Source organism: Pseudoalteromonas sp. SCSIO 43210 (genome assembly GCF_054133285.1).
Genome location: NZ_CP087225.1, coordinates 3995238 through 4016296, shown reverse-complemented (window position 1 = coordinate 4016296; position 21059 = coordinate 3995238). Strand labels below are relative to the sequence as shown.

At 39.2% G+C, this 21059-nt stretch carries 17 protein-coding genes; 14 read left to right on the top strand and 3 right to left on the bottom strand.

The genetic code is table 11. The annotated features are described in order from the left end of the window. The first annotated feature begins 50 nt into the window (after positions 1-50). The 3 genes from tdh to glpG all read left to right on the top strand — a co-directional run bounded on the left by tdh (position 51) and on the right by glpG (position 2277). Positions 51-1076 (top strand): L-threonine 3-dehydrogenase, encoded by a 1026-nt coding sequence (gene tdh, locus LOS73_RS17580; RefSeq protein WP_024595694.1) that lies wholly within the window; start codon positions 51-53, stop codon positions 1074-1076. A gap of 68 nt (positions 1077-1144) precedes the next feature. Beyond that, positions 1145-1462 (top strand): thiosulfate sulfurtransferase GlpE, encoded by a 318-nt coding sequence (gene glpE, locus LOS73_RS17575; RefSeq protein WP_010554397.1) that lies wholly within the window; start codon positions 1145-1147, stop codon positions 1460-1462. Then, complete coding sequence (glpG, locus tag LOS73_RS17570; protein WP_033030900.1) at positions 1459-2277, top strand: rhomboid family intramembrane serine protease GlpG; 819 nt, start codon at positions 1459-1461, stop codon at positions 2275-2277. The genes glpE and glpG overlap by 4 nt, the downstream gene beginning before the upstream one ends. Positions 2278-2280: 3 nt before the next feature. Here the strand turns inward: glpG and LOS73_RS17565 are convergent, their stop codons facing one another. Further along, the gene (locus LOS73_RS17565) at positions 2281-2679 is read right to left on the bottom strand and encodes a flagellar basal body-associated protein FliL (RefSeq protein ID WP_007378947.1); all 399 of its coding nucleotides are present in this window, start codon (positions 2677-2679) and stop codon (positions 2281-2283) included. 206 nt (positions 2680-2885) lie between these two features. On the opposite strand from LOS73_RS17565, the gene LOS73_RS17560 reads away from it, so the two are divergent. The 11 genes from LOS73_RS17560 (at position 2886) to ubiA (ending at position 19314) form a co-directional block, all read left to right on the top strand. Then, positions 2886-3113, top strand: a complete 228-nt coding sequence (locus tag LOS73_RS17560) for a transposase (protein WP_420892175.1) — start codon at positions 2886-2888, stop codon at positions 3111-3113. Positions 3114-4318: 1205 nt separating this feature from the next. Beyond that, a complete protein-coding gene (locus tag LOS73_RS17555) occupies positions 4319-7996 on the top strand; it encodes a PKD domain-containing protein (protein ID WP_033030902.1) in 3678 nt (1225 codons plus the stop codon). A 10-nt stretch (positions 7997-8006) separates the two neighbouring features. Next, a complete protein-coding gene (locus tag LOS73_RS17550; protein ID WP_033030904.1) occupies positions 8007-9959 on the top strand; it encodes a Hint domain-containing protein in 1953 nt (650 codons plus the stop codon). Between the two features lie 56 nt (positions 9960-10015). Further along, positions 10016-11263 (top strand): hypothetical protein, encoded by a 1248-nt coding sequence (locus LOS73_RS17545; protein ID WP_033030905.1) that lies wholly within the window; start codon positions 10016-10018, stop codon positions 11261-11263. A gap of 23 nt (positions 11264-11286) precedes the next feature. Next, positions 11287-12114: a GEVED domain-containing protein gene (locus LOS73_RS17540; protein ID WP_232224818.1), complete on the top strand. Its 828-nt coding sequence runs from the start codon at positions 11287-11289 to the stop codon at positions 12112-12114. Positions 12115-12125: 11 nt separating this feature from the next. Then, a complete protein-coding gene (locus LOS73_RS17535; RefSeq protein ID WP_008134907.1) occupies positions 12126-13634 on the top strand; it encodes a hypothetical protein in 1509 nt (502 codons plus the stop codon). Positions 13635-13758: 124 nt separating this feature from the next. Further along, positions 13759-14895, top strand: coding sequence for a hypothetical protein (locus LOS73_RS17530; RefSeq protein ID WP_457934039.1), 1137 nt, complete (start codon positions 13759-13761; stop codon positions 14893-14895). A gap of 312 nt (positions 14896-15207) precedes the next feature. Beyond that, complete coding sequence (locus tag LOS73_RS17525) at positions 15208-17376, top strand: PKD domain-containing protein (protein ID WP_306725234.1); 2169 nt, start codon at positions 15208-15210, stop codon at positions 17374-17376. 241 nt (positions 17377-17617) lie between these two features. After that, on the top strand, positions 17618-17818 hold the full coding sequence (locus tag LOS73_RS17520; protein WP_083829645.1) for a transposase: 201 nt from the start codon (positions 17618-17620) through the stop codon (positions 17816-17818). Between the two features lie 69 nt (positions 17819-17887). Beyond that, a complete protein-coding gene (locus LOS73_RS17515) occupies positions 17888-18439 on the top strand; it encodes a chorismate--pyruvate lyase family protein (protein WP_033030935.1) in 552 nt (183 codons plus the stop codon). Beyond that, a complete protein-coding gene (gene ubiA, locus LOS73_RS17510; protein WP_306725233.1) occupies positions 18436-19314 on the top strand; it encodes a 4-hydroxybenzoate octaprenyltransferase in 879 nt (292 codons plus the stop codon). Before LOS73_RS17515 ends, ubiA begins: the two co-directional genes overlap by 4 nt. Before the next feature lie 12 nt (positions 19315-19326). On the opposite strand, the gene LOS73_RS17505 is transcribed toward ubiA, so the two are convergent. Both LOS73_RS17505 and LOS73_RS17500 read right to left on the bottom strand, forming a co-directional pair. Further along, on the bottom strand, positions 19327-19947 hold the full coding sequence (locus tag LOS73_RS17505; protein ID WP_007377865.1) for a 2OG-Fe(II) oxygenase: 621 nt from the start codon (positions 19945-19947) through the stop codon (positions 19327-19329). 94 nt (positions 19948-20041) lie between these two features. After that, positions 20042-20926 (bottom strand): LysR family transcriptional regulator, encoded by an 885-nt coding sequence (locus LOS73_RS17500; RefSeq protein ID WP_033030912.1) that lies wholly within the window; start codon positions 20924-20926, stop codon positions 20042-20044. Between the last annotated feature and the right edge of the window lie 133 nt (positions 20927-21059).

The following is a 21059-nucleotide window of genomic DNA, read 5'->3' as shown; positions in this document are numbered from 1 at the left end:
TTTTATTTTAAACCGAAGCCTCGCTTCGGTTTTTTAGTTGAGTGTGGATTATGAAAGCATTATCTAAATTAAAAGCAGAACCGGGCATTTGGATGACAGATGCACCAAAGCCAGAAGTAGGTCATAACGACTTACTGATTAAAATTCGCAAAACAGCTATTTGTGGTACCGATGTACATATTTACAAGTGGGACGAATGGGCAAGTAAAACCATTCCAACGCCTATGGTTGTTGGCCATGAATATGTTGGTGAAGTTGTTGATATGGGTCAAGAAGTTCGTGGCTTTCAGGTTGGCGACCGCGTATCTGGCGAAGGGCATATTACGTGTGGGCATTGTCGAAATTGTCGTGCTGGGCGTGTACATTTATGCCGTAATACAACAGGCGTAGGTGTAAATCGTGAAGGTGCATTTGCAGAGTATTTAGTTATTCCTGCGTTTAATGCATTTAAAATTCCAGATAATATTTCTGACGAACTCGCTTCTATTTTCGACCCATTTGGTAACGCAGTTCATACCGCATTATCGTTCGACTTAGTTGGCGAAGATGTACTTATTACTGGTGCAGGCCCAATTGGTATTATGGCAGCAGCTGTTGCAAAACATGTTGGTGCTCGCCACGTTGTAATTACCGACGTAAACGAATACCGCCTAGATTTAGCACGTAAAATGGGGGCTTCACGCGCTGTAAACGTTGCCAATGAAAAGCTTGAAGATGTAATGAAAGAGCTAGGTATGACAGAGGGCTTTGATATTGGTCTTGAAATGTCAGGTGTGCCAAGCGCTTTTAATTCAATGCTTAATAACATGAACCACGGCGGTAAAATTGCCATGCTAGGTATTCCACCATCTGATATGGCAGTTGATTGGAACCAAGTTATTTTTAAAGGTTTAGTGATTAAAGGTATTTACGGTCGCGAAATGTTCGAAACGTGGTACAAAATGGCAAGCTTGATTCAATCTGGTCTTGATTTGAACCCAATCATTACACATCAGTATTCTGTGGATGACTTCCAAGCTGGCTTTGATATGATGATTTCAGGTCAGTCAGGTAAAGTAATTTTAAACTGGGATTAGTTCCTCACTAAATTACAAGAAGGGCGGCTCTAGCCGCCTTTTTTATACTATTAATTAAAGAGACTTCAATGGCATTTAAACATATTTCTATAGCGCAAACGTTAGAGCTTTTAGATAAAGAAGACGTGGTAATTGCAGATATTCGCGATCCTAATTCGTATCAAGCCGGTCGCATTCCAGGCTCAGAAGCACTTTCTAACGGTAATATCGCACAATTTATGATGGAAAAAGAATTCGATCAGCCAATTATTATTGTCTGCTACCACGGTATGAGCTCACAAGGCGCAGCTAGCTACTTAGTTGAGCAAGGTTTTGAAGACGTTTACAGTATGGATGGCGGCTTTACAGCTTGGGAAGCTGCTTACAGCGAGAAAGTAGAGCGATGATAGAGCTTGGCAGTTTAAATAACCCGCGCGCCGCACAGGGCTTTATAGATTATTTAAAAAGCCAAGGTTTACAAGGACAATTAAGCTCCTCAGATGGTAGCAATGTCATTATTAGTGTTGCGCCTGAGCATTTTCATCAAATACAACCTTTATGGGCTGAATTTACGCAAAACCCTAACCATGAACGCTATCAACAAGCTTCATGGGATGTAGGTAGCACACAATCGCCGCTTAAATATCAAGGGCAATCACTTAATCTAATGGCGCGATTTAAAGCGCTAAGCTGGCTTAATCAAACGGTTAGCATATTGAGTCTTGTTATTTATGTTGCTTTTTTATTAGGTGGATTTAATGAAATTTATACCGCTCTGCAATTTAACCCATCACAACCACTTAGTTGGCTAACCCCCGCGCTCGTTCACTTTAGCGCGATGCATATAGTGTTTAACTTAATTTGGTGGATGTCGCTTGGTGACAATATCGAAAAGCAATGCGGAAAACTAAGCCTAATAGGTTTGTTTTTAGTGACTGCACTTATAAGTAATTGGGCACAGTACTTAATGGTTGGCCCGAATTTTGGTGGGCTAAGCGGCGTGGTGTATGGATTGCTCGGTTTTTGCTGGATCCATAGTTTTTTAAATCCTAATAAGCCAGCGCTAGTCAGTACGGCAATTGTTGGTTTTATGTTGATTTGGTTAGTACTTGGCTTTGCAGATGTTTTGTTTGTAGGTATGGCTAATTGGGCGCATTTAGGTGGGTTAGTTAGCGGTATGGCTTTTGCCTACACCGCCAAAATATTTAACGCAAAACGTTAAACACTAATGATATAAATATTTAGTGAACAAGACTTCACGGATGATCTCTTGTCCTGTTTCTTCTTTTAAAAGGCTTTTTAGTTTTTCTACACACTTTGCGCGTATTTCTTCACGACCAGTGAGGGATTTTACTTTTTCTTCTGGCTCTTTAGATAAAATCTCTACTAAAGCGTCACGCAGTAATGGTGTGTGGTGTTCGACTACGGCAATATCTGAAGTATCATTAAGCATTAAATCGACAGTGACACGCACATAGCCCATTTTTTTACTTGATGCACCTATATAATTAGTGATTATATCTGGCTCAAAGCCAAAGTAACCGACGGTTGATTCCGCACGTGCCGTAAAGCTTATTACGCTTACCAAGAATGTAAAAAGACCTGCGTATACTATTTTTTTCATATTTTAAGCGTTTCCTAAAACCTGTTGTAAATAGTTTATACTTAATAATAGGTAATAAACAGCGCCAAACAATTATTTATATTAGGGTATGTTGATTTTTGCGGTATGAAAAATAAATAGCATGAAGGAAAGGCATAATTGAACTCGCTAAAAAACGATACACCGAATCCTCATACCAAGATTAATGTTTATGGGCGTCATGGAATATCTTATCAAAAGTAATGTGCTTAAGCGGTCGAATTTATAATCAGCTTGATCATAGAAAAACGCTTGAAAGCAAATTATATAATATGTGCACAGGTATTCAATGGCGAGATCTGACTTCTTATTTTAGTGCATGGAGTGCCATATGGAGTCGGTTTAGCTTATGGTCTAAAAAAGATATTTTGAACGAATTGTTTCGCATGTTATCTCGCGATACTGGTATGGATTAGGTCTTTATTTATGGCAGTATTGTTATGGCTCAGCAGTATAATTGCGGTGTAAGAATCGCAGAGAATGAATCAATCGGAAAAGTCGAGGTGGGTCTACAAAAAATTCACCTTGCAGTAGATAGCAGAGAGTTACCTGTTTACTATGAATTATCCTGTGTAAATATGCAGATACCTTCCATGCAGAGTCACTCGAAGCTAACTTCCCAGTAAACAGTGCAATACCAATCTGCTTATATATGGGGTCTATTTAACGTTAAGAAAATTACGCTAGAACTAGGCAAAAATTTTTGTATCTAGTTGTTCTAAATAAAAAATTTTTAACGACGTTATAGTGCAATTTAATTCGTTAAATTGATCAAAGATTTATGCAGGTTGGTATAAAGGCTACGATAGTGAAAAACTGAGAGCGTTCGTTTGTAATAACAGCGCTACACCTTTTATTCCACGTAAGTGTAACAGCTTGGTCGGTAATGAAAAGATTGACTGGTGTACGTAAAAATATAGGCACTTGGTTGGCAATGCATTTGATCGAATTAAGCAATATAGAGAAATAGCTACGAAGGTATGCCTTTGCTGTACTTACTTATATGGGTTGTTATGTATTACAAAGATAACCCGTATGTTGGTTTTTAGGTAAAGCTGCATGTGGTTATTCCCCATAAATAGGCGATAAAATAGTATAAATGCCAAATATATGCCGCCTGAAGGGTTTCGTCTGGGTTAAGTAAACCTTAATCCTGAAAGATTAAATGGCTCTAGTCTTTTTACCAGAGTAATTATTTTACAATCATCCAATCTAGAACGACGTTTATTACTCATTTTACTTCCTCAATATTGCGTCAATGATCCCAATACAAAAATGGCTAGCTAACGCTTCCGTTTTCAAATTCACTGTAAATTACAAAATGATGACTGTGCTTCGCATCGTACAGACCTTTTCACATCTTTATTAGTTCTCAAAAAAATTTAGATTTATTCAACAATAATAACAGGTTAAATAAACAGAACAAAAAAAGTGAAATTAATCTCTAATTTTATTTGTGAACTTTGTGTTAAGTTTTTATTTATTTTATGTTATTCACTTGTTTTAAATTGGTTACTGGGCTAGGGTTTTATTCTTAACAGCACTTATTCGCTCGACTGTTTTAATTATTGAGTCATTGCGTTCAAGTGGAAAGGTATCTTCAAATACTTATGGAGTTAATATGAAAGGATTAAAGTCTCTTTGCGTTTTAGCATTAGCGATAAGTACGCATTGCCATGCAACAGAACGTGTATCTTTATTCAACGACACGCAAAAAATAGCGCCTTCTTTACAAAAAAAACAATCCATATTTAGTAATGCTTCAGATCAAAACTATCTACTCGCGCTAAAAGTATTTGCAGCGCAATACTCAGGTCACACGCTTACATTTCACCAAAGCCAAATTAGTCAAACCAAGCAAAGCCATACAATTACCCAAAAGTACCAAAATATTCCTATTTGGAATCAAGACCTTGTTGTACTGACTGACGAGAGTGGTGTAGTTGAACAAGTTTATGGCGATCTCATTGTTAATGTTGCTAAAGATATATCAACTCTAACTCCCGCGTCAGAAGAACAGCTAAGCGTAGCTCTAGATTCAATAATTTCTCAGTTTAATAATGAACGCCCCAGAGTGTATAGACGTAAATCAGCAGAGGAAGTCATTTATATAGATACTCAAGGAAAAGCACGGCACGCTGCTAAAATTGCCTTTTTCACCGATTTCGAGTCAGGGCCCTTTAAACCACAAAGAATCATCTCTTTTATAGACTTAACGACAAACGAACTCATCAGCCAATCCGATGTATTACAGCGGATCGTTTATGAGGGAGGAAGCGGCCCATCAGGCAATGACAAGGTTTCACGTCCAGATTATAAGCAAGTAGATTATGTTTCTTATCCACCAAAGACTTTTGTTGTTGCAATGGAAACTGACAATCAGCAAACCACCTGTTTATTCGATGCAAAAAACGTTGAGACTAGAAACTATAATCACGGCACAGCGCAAGTTAATAACCCTTATAGCTACAACTGCTCAGATTCAACTCGTAACAATTATAAAGAATATCACGGTGCTCGCTCTGCCTTGAATGATGCCCATCATCATGGACAAACAGCGAATTTAATGTTTGAAGCTTACCTTGGGCATAAGCCTTACTTTAATAAAAAGATAACTCAAAATGTCCATTATGGTCTTAATATGGATCAGGCATTTTACGAAAACGGCGAGGTATATTTTGGTGATGGTGACTACCTCTTCTATCCTATGGTTTCCTTAGATGTAGTTGCGCATGAAATCGCTCATGGTTTTACTGAGGAATTTGGCTCAAATACGCCAAAGTCAATGCTGACAGGACAGGCTCGTGCTATTAATGAAGCGTTTTCTGATATGGCGGGTGAAGCAGCTAAATATTTTTACTTGGGAACCAATGATTGGAAAAGCAATCACGAAACATTTCGCCTCGATGATGCACTGCGTTATTTCAAAACACCTACACTCGATGGAAATTCAATTGATCATGTTGATGACTATGATGACTCAGTAACTTCTCATCATGGCGCAGGGGTATTTAACAAAGCTTTTTACTACCTCACTACAACTGATTTAGATAATGAATCCTCACCTTGGAATACAAAATATTCCTTTATCCTGTTTGCTAACGCAAATAAAAACTGCTGGACCAGCAATAGTAATTATCTTACTGGCGCAGATTGTGTAATGCGACAAACCCACACGGTACGTGATCAGTTGACTCAAGATGGGATTAAAAAGCAAGATGGTAGCCAATGGCAAATCATTGAATTACAAAACCATGTACGTAAGGCGTTTGCGCAAGTAGGTATTGGCCTGAAAGTTGACCATGGGCTCGAAAGCGAACTTGGTTATGACCGCCAATTTTTGGTCTTTGATTTTAAAAATTTGACCCGTAAAGATGGTCAGCAAGTTACGGCTGCCAACAGCGAGGGCTGGCAATGGCAGTGGAATTTTGGTGATGGCAGTTTGCAAAGTAGCGTCTTTGAGCCTAAACATAACTTTGCTATTGCAGGCGAATACAACATTGAACTTACGGCTATCGACCCTTCTGGTCAATCAGATACTTTCATGTTGCCTATTGACGTTTTTGACGACTATTGTCTAGCGCAAGGCATTAATCATAGTAAGTATTACTTATCGTCAGTTTCGTTAAATAACTACAAAAATGACTCTACTTCAAGCAATTACAGTGACTACTCATATAATATCGTCGACGTGGAGGACGGTAAAGCACTCAATGTAACGCTAACCGCAGCACCACATCCAGATACTCAAGACAAAACAAAGAACTTTTATGTCTGGTTAGACAAAGACAATGATGGTTTATTCCACAAGACTGAAGAGCTCGTGCTCTATGGAAGCACTAAGACGCAATTGACTGGCGAGATATCATTGAGTGGCGAGTTAAACCAAACTTACCGCATTCGTACTATGGTGTCATTTGGTTTAGTAAAATCAGCGTGTGGGGATATGTCTTGGGGTGAAGTTGAAGATTACACCGTTAAACTAATCGAAAACAATGACCCTGCTGATTTGAGAGTTACCGCTAATCAAGGCGTTAATCAAATGAGTTTTGATAACAGCACGGTAGATGCGCGTGTTAAGCGTTGGCAGTGGAAATTTGGCGACGGCACCACTAGTAGCGAAAAATCTCCTGTTTATAGATATGCGCAGTCTGGAAACTATGAGGTAGAACTAAAAGCGTATGATAGATTCAGCAAAGAGATAGGAAGTTGGAACAAACAAGTTCAGTTTGATACGACAATCACAGCAAAATTTACACCACAAAGATCTGGTAACACTATTTCTGTAAATACAGATCAAAGTATTATACCCCAAAACAGTACGATACAGTGGCAATTTGGTGATGGCGATAACTCTTCGGTTAGAGATACTCAGCACACCTACCAAGCCGATGGTGAGTACACTATTACACTCACAATTGAACATGTCGATGGTACGCAATCGGCCAGTGAAACGGTAAAAATTGGCGAGAGCAATTTTACTCCTGAAGTGAGCTATACGGTAAACGAACAAGCAGATGGTACGTTTAAGGTAAGCTTTAATAACACTACCACAAAACCTGAAAATGCAGCTTGGGATCCCGATGTTACTCTAGTTTGGGATTTTGGAGACGGCACAACACTTACACAAAACAGTAATTTTGGCCAAGACACAGAGCATACATATCAAGTCGCTGGAACCTATACCGCTAGCTTAACTATTAGTTACGACAAACCTTTGTGGGATGATTGGGGAAGCCGAGCTACTGGCACCAAAAATATGCTGCTAGAGCTTAAATCAGCACAATCTGTTGAATATTGCACGGCGGTGGATCTCACAGACTATGAACACATTAGTAAAGTGACTTTCAATCAAGATGGTCCGTTTAGCAATGCGCAGCAATCTGGCGTCGTTAACCCGAATAATCCAATCAAACTATATGCCACACAGAGTAATACCTATCGTATTGAAGCCGGTTATGCAGGCAGTGAAACATTCGCTGAGAATTACCATGTCTGGATTGATTTAAATAGTGATGGCCAATTTGGTAATGGTGACTGGAGAAACGACAAATCAGAGCTTTTAATAATGGACTTCGACCAGACTAACCAAGACTACGGTAAAGGTTATGTTGAAGGGGAATTTAGCATTTTAAGCAATAAGTTGTCACAGCCTATCACGACGACTCGTATGAGAATTTTGCAGTATTACGGATTTAGCAGAGTAAATAGTATTAATCCTTGCTCTGACTATAGCAGTGCCGCAACCTCGGGGAGCGGAGAAATTGAAGACTACCTTGTCGAAATCTATAAAAATTAAGGAAAATAACATGAAAAAACTAAATAAAAAGGTGCTCATGCCGCTTGCAATCGCTTTAGCAATCAGTAACGCGGTAGCTGCTAGCAACTATATTAATGAACAACAAGTTACCACCGCGTCAAAACAGAAGTCTGGGCCTGCAGCAACGAGGGGCACAGCGGTAACACAGCCGGATCAATTTGGGATCCGCAAGCTAGATATGTCAAATCCACAGCACTATCAATTGGCAAAGTCACGATTGATAAAAGCAAATCGTATTGAGAGTGATTATCCGCAACTACATAAAACGCTAGATGTAGCTAAAGGACAGCATTTATCAGCAAAAATGAACATGACAACGTCTGAAGTGCCACCGGTTAGTGAAGCTGAAGTCGATATCATCAAAGAAGCGCATTTCTTCTTGGATATGAACTTAGCCATTTCATCAGATACAAACGAGCCATATATTATTGTACGTGCAAAAAGCTCACGTTTTGGCGGTACAAAAGCGACTTACATCGACTTATTATTAGAAGATGCAAACGGCAATCAGCTTGCTCCTTTGGGCTCTACATTTAATGTGTTGTATGGCAAAGACACGCTTGCAACTTCGACTATTTCACTGAAATCATTGAAGGCAAACTTCCCAAATTTAGATACCATTTATGCCAGTTCATATGTGGAACTTGAGCAAGAAGATGGCACCATCAGTACAACGATGAAGTATACTGAATACCCCTTCTCATGGGAGCATTTTGAAGCACTTTATGGCTCAGCTTCACCAGCTGCAAAGGGCGACGCTCCGGTATCTGCACTTAACGTTGGGATCAGTTCATCATTGGACACACGTCCAAAATACAATGCAACTGCACCTATCGATAAAAATAATGATGCTGTTATTAAAATCTGTCTAAACCGTAGTCATGCAGACTGTGACTACGCAGCAGATCAAATTGGAGATCCTAACGAGATTACGGATGTAAACATCCCATTCAACGGTGAATTACGCATTCCTCACGAGATCACTGATATTTATCCAACTATAGGTGATTTACCAAACGGTATAGATGAGCCAACAAATATCTATTTACAAGAAGGTATCTATGGTGGCGCGACAAAGCAAAGCTACAAAGGACTCGAAAATGCAGTTAAACAATTTTCTGACTATTTAGAATTTGAAGTTGATAGTGCAAACCAAGAGTCGATCATCCGCTGGAACATCCCGCGTTCAGAAGGTCGTTTTGGCAATGCCAAACTTTTCTCGAATATCGCCCAAGCAAACTGGTATATGACATTTGCTGTTAAAGGTTATCCGTACTTTAAAAAGGGACGTGGTGGCGCGAATGCATTCCAAGTATCGTTAACGTCAGAGACATCAGCGCGTTTTGGTAACTTTTATAGTGAAGTGTTGCCTATGATGAAGCTTGGTTACAGTTGTTTAGCAACCGGCACAATGATCACTATGGCCGATGGCAAGCAACGCGCTATTGAAGATATTGCGAAAGGCGATTTGGTGTTAGGTGCACTAGCTTCGAATACTCAAGTTAAAGAACCTATGCAAGTTGTTGATGTGTCAGTAGGAATTGAAGCGATTAAGATGTATCGCATAAAAGGCGCTGATGGCTCTGATATCTTAACAACTGAAACCCACCCAATTTCTACCTCTAATAAAGGTCTTATTTGGGCGAAAGAACTGCAAATAGGTGATCGTATTCTTACGGAAACAGGTTCCGTGCTTGTTACTAATGTAACAAAAGAGAAGTACAAAGACAAAATCTACAATTTGAAACTGGCGCCTACAGAAAATTCGAAATTCGCTGAGTCTCGTAATTTTGCAATGTTTGCAAACGGCATGGCGGTAGGGGATTTGGCTACTCAAGACGAATTGAACTACAAAGATCAGAATATTCGCATGTCAGAAGAAGAGATTCTTCAACGCCTTCCTGAAAAGTGGAAAACTGACTATATCAACAGTTTGGATTAATCAGGCCACTAGGCCTTTCTATTCGAAAGGCCATACTTCTCTGTAAGGAATTAAATATGAAATTTACATATTCTCCATTGGCACGTGCCATGGGGGTAGCGGTTTTTTTTGCCTGTAGTTTTTCAACCGCAGCTGAGCAAATAGGCAATTTTAACTTTGCTACTCAAGCAAGTAACTCTGACTTAGATTCAGTCACGCTAGGTACCGCTTACCACAGTGAAAAAGAAGGTTTTTATGCACTGCAAAGTGTACTTGGTCAAGTAGATGAAACCTATGGTAATACTGAAATGGATTTTGTTGTCGGTGTTGACATGAGTTATAGCCAACTATCGAGTATGCTTGATGGTAACTTAGGAGCGGCCCTTGATGTTCCCGTAATAAAAGTGGGGGTTGGCGCAAGCTACGCAAAACAAAATACTGCAGATAACTACACCGGTACTTACACACTATTTCTCTCCTTAAAGCCAAAAAAACGGCTGTTAGTTGCAGATCCTCAAACAGGGTTTAAACCTACACAAGCCGCGCTTGATTTGGCCAATGCTAATCCAGGAGACAAATTCAATAATATTGGTAATGAGTTCGTGTCAGCGATTGAATATGGATCTCAAGTGATGATCAACCTCAAGTTCCAATATAAAAATGACGAAGACAAAGTAAAATGGGGGGGACAGCTTGGTGTCGATTGGGCTGGTAAAGTCAATGTCAGTGGTAAATTGCAAAAAGTAGACGAAGACGTGAAACGTAATATCAAAATTACGGTTTCAGCATTACAGTTTGGTGGCGACCCGATAGAGCTTTTGAAGGTGATCCCAAATCAACTCGTCAACTGTACGATGGAAAACCCGACACCATGCTTTGATGTTTTTAAAAACAGCATCGATTACATCAAAACCAACTACGTTGCTCAGTTTGATACCTTGGATAAATATAACGTCGGTAGAGTATTGACACAAAGTTACACCGATTCAGGGCCAAGTCTATCTCCTTTAGTACCTGATGATGTGTACCCAGCTAAAAGCATCTTGACTAAATTGGCGCTCAAAAACATGAGTGATGATTGGGTGCAGGCAATTCTCGATAATCGTCGTGCGGATAACGTACTCAATTACTACGCCAGTGAGTTGAATAACTCACATCGAACTGCATTAGAAACCATTCGCGATAATTCACTCTTTAACTCTTTTATTTTGGCGGACGCCGTTGATTTTTGTAAGCGTAATCCAATAGGTAATTATTGCCGTGATAGAGAGCTACAGACTCGTGGCCGCGTTCATCAATATGACCGTAAATGGCTAGAATTATAAGGAATAAGACTATGTTAAAAGTCATGCTAACCAGCACATTAATTACCTCGTTTGCTGCCATAATAGTGCCATCAGTACAAGCGAATACGACTTTATTTGAATCTCGAGATTTACTCACACCACAGCAAGCGTTAGGTCGCTTTCAATGGTTGGAAAAGTGCTATTCAGGATTATTGGTTGAGGTCTCTGATAATATTTTCGACCCCACAACCCCCATTCCAAACGATGAGAAAATAGCGGATCTTAAAAAAGTGATGTTATACGAAAATAATACCCTTAGGGGAGATGCTAAATACCTCACCTTTGGTGACGAAGATAATGCGAATCCTAAGAACTGGTTTGCGGGTAAATTACCAACTACCTCTTGTTTTCAGATCCCGTCTGACTATCGGATCAGTGCTGTTATGGTCACCCCTACAATGCCAAACTATTGTACGACAAAGTCTCGTGAGCGAACCTACGAATTCATCCAATCGGTGAAGTTTTCCAATATTGAGAACACCAGCAGCAACACCTTTTACAGTAACTATGTTGGCGATACCGCGAAAATATATGCAGATAAAAGCTACCAGTTAACATTAACCCCAGGATTTAGTAGTGCAGAAGCATACCCTGAAACTTGGCATGTGTTTATTGATTGGAACCAAGACGGTGATTTCAACGATACAAAAGAAACCTTGTTTGCTGGTGTTTCTGAGCAAGCAACTCAGGTCGAAATTACCCCACCAACAGGTGCAAAAAAGGGCATGACGAAAATGCGCGTTACCATGGATTACTTGGGTGGCAGCAATGATGCATGTAAAGAAGTAGACTCCGGAGAGGTAGAAGATTACCTCCTTTACGTGAAGTAATAGGTGGCAACATGAACTTATACAAACAGACTATCGCGGCACTTATTGCCTGCACTACACCTTTCGCATTCGCAGATTCAAATTTTGTGAATGAAGCACAGCTAATGCAAAAAGCACTCAATGTGAATACCTTCCAAAGTGAAATACCTGGATTGGTGAACGATCACATTGTGTTGGGTACAGCCTATAACAGCGATCAAAAACGCTTTTTGAATGTTCAAACTGTCGCAGGTGAAACCATTGAAACCCTTGGTAATACTCGTGTGCAATTTGAGTTAGTAAATAATGGCAGCTACGACGCAGTTCTTCGTCAGCTAAATGGTAATGTTGATGTAGATGTTGGCTTTCCTGTTATTCGTATTAAAGCGGGTGGTCATTTAGCCAAGGAAATGTCCTCTACTGAGTTTTCGAATACTTATACCTTCCAAGCATCGTTGACACCCAAAAAACGTGTTCTTATGCCAACAGATGCCAATATTGGTTATACATTGACACCTTCAGGTAATACGCTAGCAAATGAGTATCAAAGTAAACTAATGAGCATGGCTGGTGATGCCTTTATTAGTGAGATTGAATACGGTGCTCAGTTACTTATTAACATGAAAATTGAGTACTTAAGTGAGCAGCACAAAAGTGAAATTGGCGGTTATTTAGGCGTTAGCTATGGCGCAGGAAATATTGGTATTAGCGTCGATGGTAAGCTTAATTATATTGACGAAGATCTTAAGAAAAGTGTGCGTATCACCGTCAGAGCATTGCAAAAAGGGGGGGATCCTAAGCAGCTGCTAAGTATAATTCCTAACAATATTATCACTTGTTCACTTGATAACTATGAGCCTTGCTTTACCTTATTTGAGCAAGCGGTGAACTATGCGAAGAACGACTTTGGCAATCAGTTTAATGCACTCTCTGATTATAATGTTGTGCGTTACAAAGCAACTCCTTACGAGATCAGTTCACAGGATTTACGTCGCTTAGACTCCGGTAATAAAGATATTCGCTTTGAAACTACCTACCGTACTTTATGGCTTGAAGATCAATTCAAAAAGTCGGTTAATCATGAGCACCGTGCTCGTGGTGTGCTTGCACAATACGCTAGCTGGATGACTGATGTACAGCGTCAAAAAGCAGAAAGTGTGCAGGAAGCCGCTTACAATAACGCTTGGATTTATGAGCAATATGCCCGAGTTTGTCGCGATAACCCTTACGGGGCAGCATGTTCAGATGCATGGAATGATTACCTCAACACCTGTGGTGGTAGCGGTGTCGGCTGCATACAAAGCTACACGCTTGCTGATCTGAATATACCAGCGGATAACATGAGCCAATATTTCAAATGCGAAAATGCTCGAGAGGCAACCGCGAACTTTGGTATTGAAGAAAACCATGTATCGCTTGGGTTTAGGCAATTAGGTTGGGCACCATCATTCGTTGATGCTAATGACCCCGCTGTGGGTGTGATGGCATGGCTACCATGTAAATCAGCCCTTCCAACCTATGGAGCTGCTTTTGAAAATTAGCGAGTAATAAAAAATGCTAAGATTCAATTAGTAAAATTGGGACGTGGTAAGTAATAAACAATCGAATATTGAGTTATTGCTTCCTCGCCCTTTGCCTCTGCAAACCATTTACAGGAATTTATGTATGCACTTAATAACCATATTAATAGTGCTCTGTGGCCTGTTAAGCTTTTACGCAAATGGACATACCTATTACTCTTTAAATACCGAACAAGAACAGCTTGGACACGGGTTTGAGCAGAAATTAGGCATACCGCTTGAACCATGCCTCGATGGTCAGTGGCAATTTCAAGGCGGTAGTATGGGCGATTTGGCTTATCGTGGCGACTTTGACTCAGATACCATGATCAATACCATCACAGGCAGCGTAAAGGCTGGTATCAACTTGGTTATTTTTGGAGGTTCAGCCAAATTTTCCATGCGCAGGAAAGTAACAAAAAATAGAAATTCTGCCGCCTCGGCAGTAGAATTAACCTATGAAAAAGGAAGTTATAACTTTGAAAATAGAACGACTAAAATGGCTATTCAAGGGCTACTAAATACAGATCCAAATCAAGTAAGAAGCCGCTGTGGTGACAGCTTTATCCACAATATCAAACTCGGCTCGCGTATCTATGTAACAGCCAAACTCCATTTTAAAGATCGCGCTAAATACGAATGGTTTCAGACTAAAATCAAAGTGAAGTTTCTTTTTTTTAGTAAGACTTTTACTAAAACTAAAGTATTTCAAGAAGCTACCAAAGATGCTGTATATACTATTCAGGTGAACACCGATGGTGGTATGACGCCAGAACTAGCAGGGCTAAGTAAAAATGGCACTATGCATTGTAAAACCGATAATCTAACTCCTTGTATAACGTATGCCGATAATTTGTTTAGCTATTTATTTGATGGTGGTAACTATGTTGATGATCTTAAAGACGAACATTTAAATATTTTAAAGTATGAAGTCGAAAGTTACGAGGATTCTGGCCATTATGACTTAGCCTATGCTGGTCAAGCTGCAATATCTGAGCGCTATATTGCGCTGTCCGCAAGGCTCAGAAGCTATCAAGATTTAGTTTATGACGAGATAGAGAGGTTGAGTGCGTTTAAAGCGGTATCTGAAGAGCCGCTTGAAATCGAGCAACTAGCAGCGCGTATTACTGCACGTAATACTCAACGTATCGAACTTGAGCAAGCTGGCGAGTATTGTGCAATTTTGCCCGGAACAACTCTTTGCGAAAGCCGTATTGAATCTGCGATAGCGAACGTTGACTAGTTGAACAAATATTTGGAAGAATATCTGCGATACTGCACGCTCTTAACTCGATGTCTAGCCACATTAGTTAGATTGTTCTTTAACTAATGGGGTTATTTAACTAATGGGGTTATTTAACCTGAACTTTGGATGAAAAACAGGCTAATTGAAACCTCAAGTTACTTACACACTACAGTCTATAATTTAGCCTAATAAATTGAAAAAATAGCGTATTTGTTCTAGAGTGTAAACTTAATGATAAAAAGCTAAAGTCAACTCATATTTCATTGATTTATAATGTCTTTTTATATGCCCATCGACTAAGGATAGCCAATGACTTTTTTTAAATCACTTTTATTGCCGACAAATCTCATCCAATTAAATCTTATTCGATTTAAACAATTCACCTCTATATTTATTACTTTATTCCTCGTTTCGTGTGGGGGCGGCAGCTCTGGCTCTCCTGAGATAAAACTACCGCCAATTGAAGAACCGCTAAACTCTGTTACTGAAGTACCAACAAATCAAATATTACATGCGTTTTTTCGTGATCAAGATAGTTCTATTGGCAAACTATCTGGCAGCGTAACTATTGTCGCGCCTGAAGTTATTGATAGTGACCCCGCTAGAGTTGAGTCTGTATGGGCTTATTGGGTAGATGAGCAAGGAAATAAACAGGGTGATGCTTGGTTAAAAACTATGAAAAAATCGGTTTACGATCTTAATATTCCAGAGGATACAAGTATACCTGAAAATACCAATGCGTTACTTCTTTTGCCGGTAAACACCATTGGACAGGCCACGAAAGGTACCCTTATTCCCTTTCATGATTTCATCGGTAATGCTGAATTATCGGGGCCTGGTGGAAATAAAGTTCACACTTGGGATTATGGCGTTGGTCGCAAGAAAATTTCAATTCAACGCACAGAAGAGCAAGGTGGATTATGTATTTTTGATAATGGTTTAGTTAGTATTACGCATATGAATAATACTAAGGATGAAGTTGGGGAGAGTTATAATCGTAACGAACTCCCTAACGATATTAATGAGAATGCCTTCCCTCCTTATTCCTTTTTATGTGGTACGCAGCCAACACATTCCGAAGATATGATTTCTGATGAGACTGGGGTTTGGACGTATTCAACGCTAAATGACGCCATGTTTTACGGCACACTAGTTTACAATAGCTTTGTTAAATACCTAGGGGAGCCGCCACTGGAGGACAAAATTAGAATCCGTGTCCACTATGGTCAACAATATGAACAAAGCGCCTTTTGGGATGGCGCATATGCCAACTTTGGTGATGCGTATCCATTATTTTACTCTATGGCTTCACTTGACATCATTGCGCACGAAGTAGGCCATGGAGTTTTAAATAGAATATCTGATTTAAATCGATTCGATCATGAAATTAGTACTGATGCTCGTACCTTGCATGAAGCCTTTGGCGATATCTCAGGTGTAATGGCAAAATACGAGTTTACGGGACATTCAGATAATTGGATTCACGGCCAAGAGAATGGCGGCTTTATTCGTCATCTCGATCAGATAAAAACTGAAAATGGTGCAATTGATAGCTTTCTTGATTATGAAGAGGCTGGTGATAATTTCTATTTACGCATTGGTATGATCACCTACCCATTTTATTTACTATCAAATCAATGGGGAATAGAGGCTACCTATAAAGTGTATTTAAATTCAGCGAAGGTCTGTTGGAGTGCGTTGACCACACTAACTGAAGCTGCTGAATGTATTAAACAGCAAGCAGGTGTAGCTGGCTTATCTGAAGAAGATGTTGTTGAAGCTTTTAAGGTGGTAAAAATAAAACTTTTTGACCAAGGCGTGCTTAGCTATTTTAATGCAGAGAAAATTAAATTACGCACTCAGTTTACCGATGATAGCCGCTCAACGAGTCAAGTAGTTCAATGGTTATGGGATTTTGGAGACGGCCAAACTTCAACAGAAGCAAGCCCCGAGCATATCTTCGCAGAATCTGGAAGCTACCCAGTTAAGTTGACAGTAACTGATCAATCCGATGATCAGGATACCTTTGAACGGCTTATTCAGGTAACAGATGAGTATTGTTCAATAAACTCAGCTCGCGTCGATAAGCATATCACTCATGTTTTAATTGGTGATAACAACATTAATTATAGTTCAACAGCATGGGACTATACCCAAATGCCTATAGAGCTAATAGATCCCAGCAATACTATCATTAATATTCAAGGAGATACTGAAGTAACAGAGCGATCTACCTCATGGAAAGTCTGGATTGACCTCAACGATAATGGAATTTATGGCGATGAGGTTAATGAGCTTGTCGTAGATGAATTTGTCGAAGAGGGGCAACCTTATGGCCTTAATACTATACTCGATTTATCAACGCTGCCAAGGAGCCGTCAGGCTAAATTTATGAGAATTATTGGCGACTATGCCGTTTTTGGTCCTTGTTCTTCGAGTATAGGGGAAGCACTAGATTTACGTGTGAGTTGGCAGTAAATTCGGTTAATACACCCTATTGAGTCGAGCTATTTATACTAGAGCGCGCTGAACTTTGAGGTATGAAAATAAATAGCATGAAAGAAAGGCATAATTGAACTCGCTAGAAAACGATACACCTAATCTTAATACCAAGATTAATGTTCACAGGCGTCATGGATATCTTATCAAAAGTAATGTGCTTAAGTGGTCTAATTTATAATCAGTTTGATCATAGAAAAACGCTTGAAAGCATTATAATCTGTGCACAGATATTCCATGGCGAGATCTGACTTCTTACTTTGGTGCATGGAGTGCCATATGGAGGCGGTTTAACTTATGGACTAAAAAAGATATTTTGAACGAATTGTTTCGCTTATTATCTCGCGCTGCGATTAAATCCTCCCTAAGTCGAACCATTTTCCATCTTGCAAGGTCAACACGCCCTCGTTATTTACGATAATGAATGATCACTTTTTCAAATGCTTTGGCAATGTTATTATCGCGTTGGATTTTATTTAATAGAGTTATCGTGATTACTTTCCCTATTTCGTTATTAGTCAATTGGCAATGCACATCACAAGTAAGTGATTTATCATCCTCTGAACGTGAGTGGCTTTTTGAGCCACATTCCTTAACAGTTAAATTAAAAAGCAGGGCGCAAGTATTTAGCGTAAAAGTGCTCAGTGAAAAAATTTTTGATTTAACACTTGAGCAAAAAGCATTGCTTGGCTGCGAAGCCTCAACGGCATTAAACCGAGAAGTACTTTTATTGTGCGATAATATTCCCATGGTATATGCACAAAGCTGGCTGCCAGATAATCAATTATCAAATCAACCAAAAAACCCTCTGCATAATATGGGGGATCGCCCATTAGGCGATGTTATTTTTCAAAATCCAGAGCTCGTGCGCAAAGAGATAGAAGTCGCTCGTTTTGATACAGAGCACCCGATACAGCAATTAGCATTACAACTAAACTTACCAATACAAAAGTTGTTAGGCCGACGTAGCGTATTTTCGCTTAAAGATTACAATTTTTTGGTCTGTGAAGTGTTTTTACCTGGAGCGTACCTTTACTCATGAAGCTAGCAACCTTAAAGTCACAGCATCTCCCTTACTACATACAACTTATGCGTGTAGATAAACCAATTGGTACACTATTGTTACTTTGGCCAACCTATTGGGCTTTATGGCTTGCTAATGATGGAATGCCTAGCTTAGTCAACTTTGTTGTATTTACGCTTGGTGTTATTGTCATGCGAAGTGCAGGTTGCGTAATAAATGATTTTGCTGATAGAGAGATAGATGGCTCAGTAAAGCGGACCGCCCAGCGTCCATTGGCTTCGGGGCTGGTTAGCAGTGGTGAAGCACTTAGTTTGTTTTTACTATTAATAGTCATAGCATTTATTTTAGTGTTGATACTCAGTTTTAATACTATTTTACTTTCTTTTGGGGCGTTAGCATTAGCCTTTTGTTATCCGTTTATGAAGCGCTACACACAGTTACCTCAAGTTGTACTCGGGGCAGCATTTGGCTGGGCAATACCGATGGCTTATATGGCCTCGATAAATGCACTTCCTTTACAGGCTTGGTTATTATTTATTGCTAATATTTGCTGGACGGTAGCCTACGACACAATGTATGCAATGGTAGACAGAGATGATGATTTAAAAATAGGCGTTAAATCGACGGCTATTTTGTTTGGTGAATACGATCGTCACATCATTTTTTTCCTTAATATGATCTTTGTAGTTATAGTGGCTTTTATAGGTTTTATTAATGAACTATCAACTGCATTTGGAGTTGGATTAAGTGTCGCTGCTGGTTTGTTGTTTTATCAGCAAACACTTATCCACAAACGTGAGCGCGGGGCATGTTTTAAAGCATTTTTAAATAATCACTATGTTGGATTAGCTATTTTTATAGGTTTATTGTTTTCGTATCCAATGGCTATTTAGTTTGAGTCATTTTTAGCGAGGCGGATCAATAATGCCGCTGATAGATGCGTTTTTTCTAAACCACCCAGCAATTGAATAACGATTATCTATGGCTGGCAATACCTCATGTACAAAACGCTCACTTTCAAATAAAACCAATGTACCGGCTTGAGGTTTTATTATTATTTCAATTTCTTTGCTTTTGGTTTTGTAGACAACAAGCTCACCACCTTGTGCTGGAGTATTTAGGTAAAGCACACTGGTAAAAACTCTGTTTGAGCGGCCTTTAAAAGCATCAACGTGTTTTTTATAAAAATCACCTTCAGTATATTTTGCATAGTGGCATTCATAGTCAAATAAGCCCATGAAAAAAGTACGGTTAAGCGTTGTACGAATACTTTCCATAGTCGCTTGATAAGTTAATTGCGCTTGTGAGGTACCATCAAACCAAAAGGTCTTATCTTTGCGGATAGTATCGTCAATTTGTAAATTATTTAAACGGCCAATACCAGCGAGGCTAAATTGAGGATTTATACGATAACAGTCAGCCATTAAATCAATAATAAGCTCTTCATTTATAGCATTAGGTATAACAGTGTAGCCAAGCTCTTCGATATCATTTAAATAAGTATCGTCGGCTGAAAAGTTAATCATTCAAGTGGGTCATTTTTTGAAGGTGCGACAGTGTAGCTCAAAAGAAGTTAAAAGCTATCACTTTGTGTCGCACTTATCTCAAGACAAAACGAGGTTAGTTGATTGTCGTTGCGGCTTTTTTAATGAGAGATAACAGTTGATCTATATGTTCATTAACAGCTGTCTGTTTGTTTGTTTGTACGACTAACTGTTCGTGGCTTAAACTCTTATTTGTTTTTAGCTGAATTAACTCAGAGTGCTCTGCTACAGCATTCGTATGCTCTATGCTAGCAATAGCAAAGTGGTCTGACTTTTCTAAACCAGCTATGACCTGTTCAATACTACCCACTTTAATGCTTGATGACTTATTTAAAGAGTCAATTGCTTCATTTAGCATTGTTTGAACTTGTTTTGATTGCGAAAAGCAACCATACATCGGGAAGCTATCAAGGTCGTGCTTACTAATGTCATTTTTTTGAGCTAATGGGTGATTTTTAGATACGAATAAAATGAGTTGATCTGGTAAATGTATATCACTGCCAATACTATTAATCGCTTGTGAATATACGCTAATATCAATTTCACCTAGTTGAAGCTTTCGGCTCAGTTCGTGTTCTTCTTGCAGTTGCATTTCTATTTTTACATGTGGGTACTGTGCTAAAAATTGCCCGCAAGAAATAGGTACAACATTACTTGCTTTATTGGTGTAACCAATAATTAATTTCTCACCTGTTTTTCCACTTACGGATTGAAAAATAAGCTTTTTAGTAAGCTCTAGCTCAGATAAAGTGTTTTTTGCGTAATCAAGGAATAGCTCACCTTGCTGAGTTAGCTTTACAGAACGAGTTGAACGTTTAACTAGTTCGTATCCCATTTCATCCTCAAGTGTTTGAATACTTCGCGTAAGTGCGGAGGTGCTGATTTGGGTTTGTTCTGCTGCTTGTCTGAAATGGCGTAGTATGCCGAGTGCTACAAATTGTTCTAATTGTTCAAATCTCACTTTATAGTCCCTTTTTATAAGTAAGTCGCGGATGCCGCGAACATCAATTATATTAATTTTTAGCTAAACAAAATAGTAAAATTTAATATCTAAATGCGTTTGCAAATTTATGACAAATTTTGGTCAGGATATC

What these genes read in the sequence shown, in the direction of transcription:
- LOS73_RS17565 (WP_007378947.1), bottom strand. Translation starts at nt 2,679, where the DNA reads ATGAAAAAAATAGTATACGCAGGTCTTTTTACATTCTTGGTAAGCGTA.
- glpE (WP_010554397.1), top strand. Translation starts at nt 1,145, where the DNA reads ATGGCATTTAAACATATTTCTATAGCGCAAACGTTAGAGCTTTTAGAT.
- tdh (WP_024595694.1), top strand. Translation starts at nt 51, where the DNA reads ATGAAAGCATTATCTAAATTAAAAGCAGAACCGGGCATTTGGATGACA.
- LOS73_RS17545 (WP_033030905.1), top strand. Translation starts at nt 10,016, where the DNA reads ATGAAATTTACATATTCTCCATTGGCACGTGCCATGGGGGTAGCGGTT.
- LOS73_RS17530 (WP_457934039.1), top strand. Translation starts at nt 13,759, where the DNA reads ATGCACTTAATAACCATATTAATAGTGCTCTGTGGCCTGTTAAGCTTT.
- LOS73_RS17550 (WP_033030904.1), top strand. Translation starts at nt 8,007, where the DNA reads ATGAAAAAACTAAATAAAAAGGTGCTCATGCCGCTTGCAATCGCTTTA.
- LOS73_RS17505 (WP_007377865.1), bottom strand. Translation starts at nt 19,947, where the DNA reads ATGATTAACTTTTCAGCCGACGATACTTATTTAAATGATATCGAAGAG.
- LOS73_RS17540 (WP_232224818.1), top strand. Translation starts at nt 11,287, where the DNA reads ATGCTAACCAGCACATTAATTACCTCGTTTGCTGCCATAATAGTGCCA.
- LOS73_RS17525 (WP_306725234.1), top strand. Translation starts at nt 15,208, where the DNA reads ATGACTTTTTTTAAATCACTTTTATTGCCGACAAATCTCATCCAATTA.
- ubiA (WP_306725233.1), top strand. Translation starts at nt 18,436, where the DNA reads ATGAAGCTAGCAACCTTAAAGTCACAGCATCTCCCTTACTACATACAA.
- glpG (WP_033030900.1), top strand. Translation starts at nt 1,459, where the DNA reads ATGATAGAGCTTGGCAGTTTAAATAACCCGCGCGCCGCACAGGGCTTT.
- LOS73_RS17555 (WP_033030902.1), top strand. Translation starts at nt 4,319, where the DNA reads ATGAAAGGATTAAAGTCTCTTTGCGTTTTAGCATTAGCGATAAGTACG.
- LOS73_RS17535 (WP_008134907.1), top strand. Translation starts at nt 12,126, where the DNA reads ATGAACTTATACAAACAGACTATCGCGGCACTTATTGCCTGCACTACA.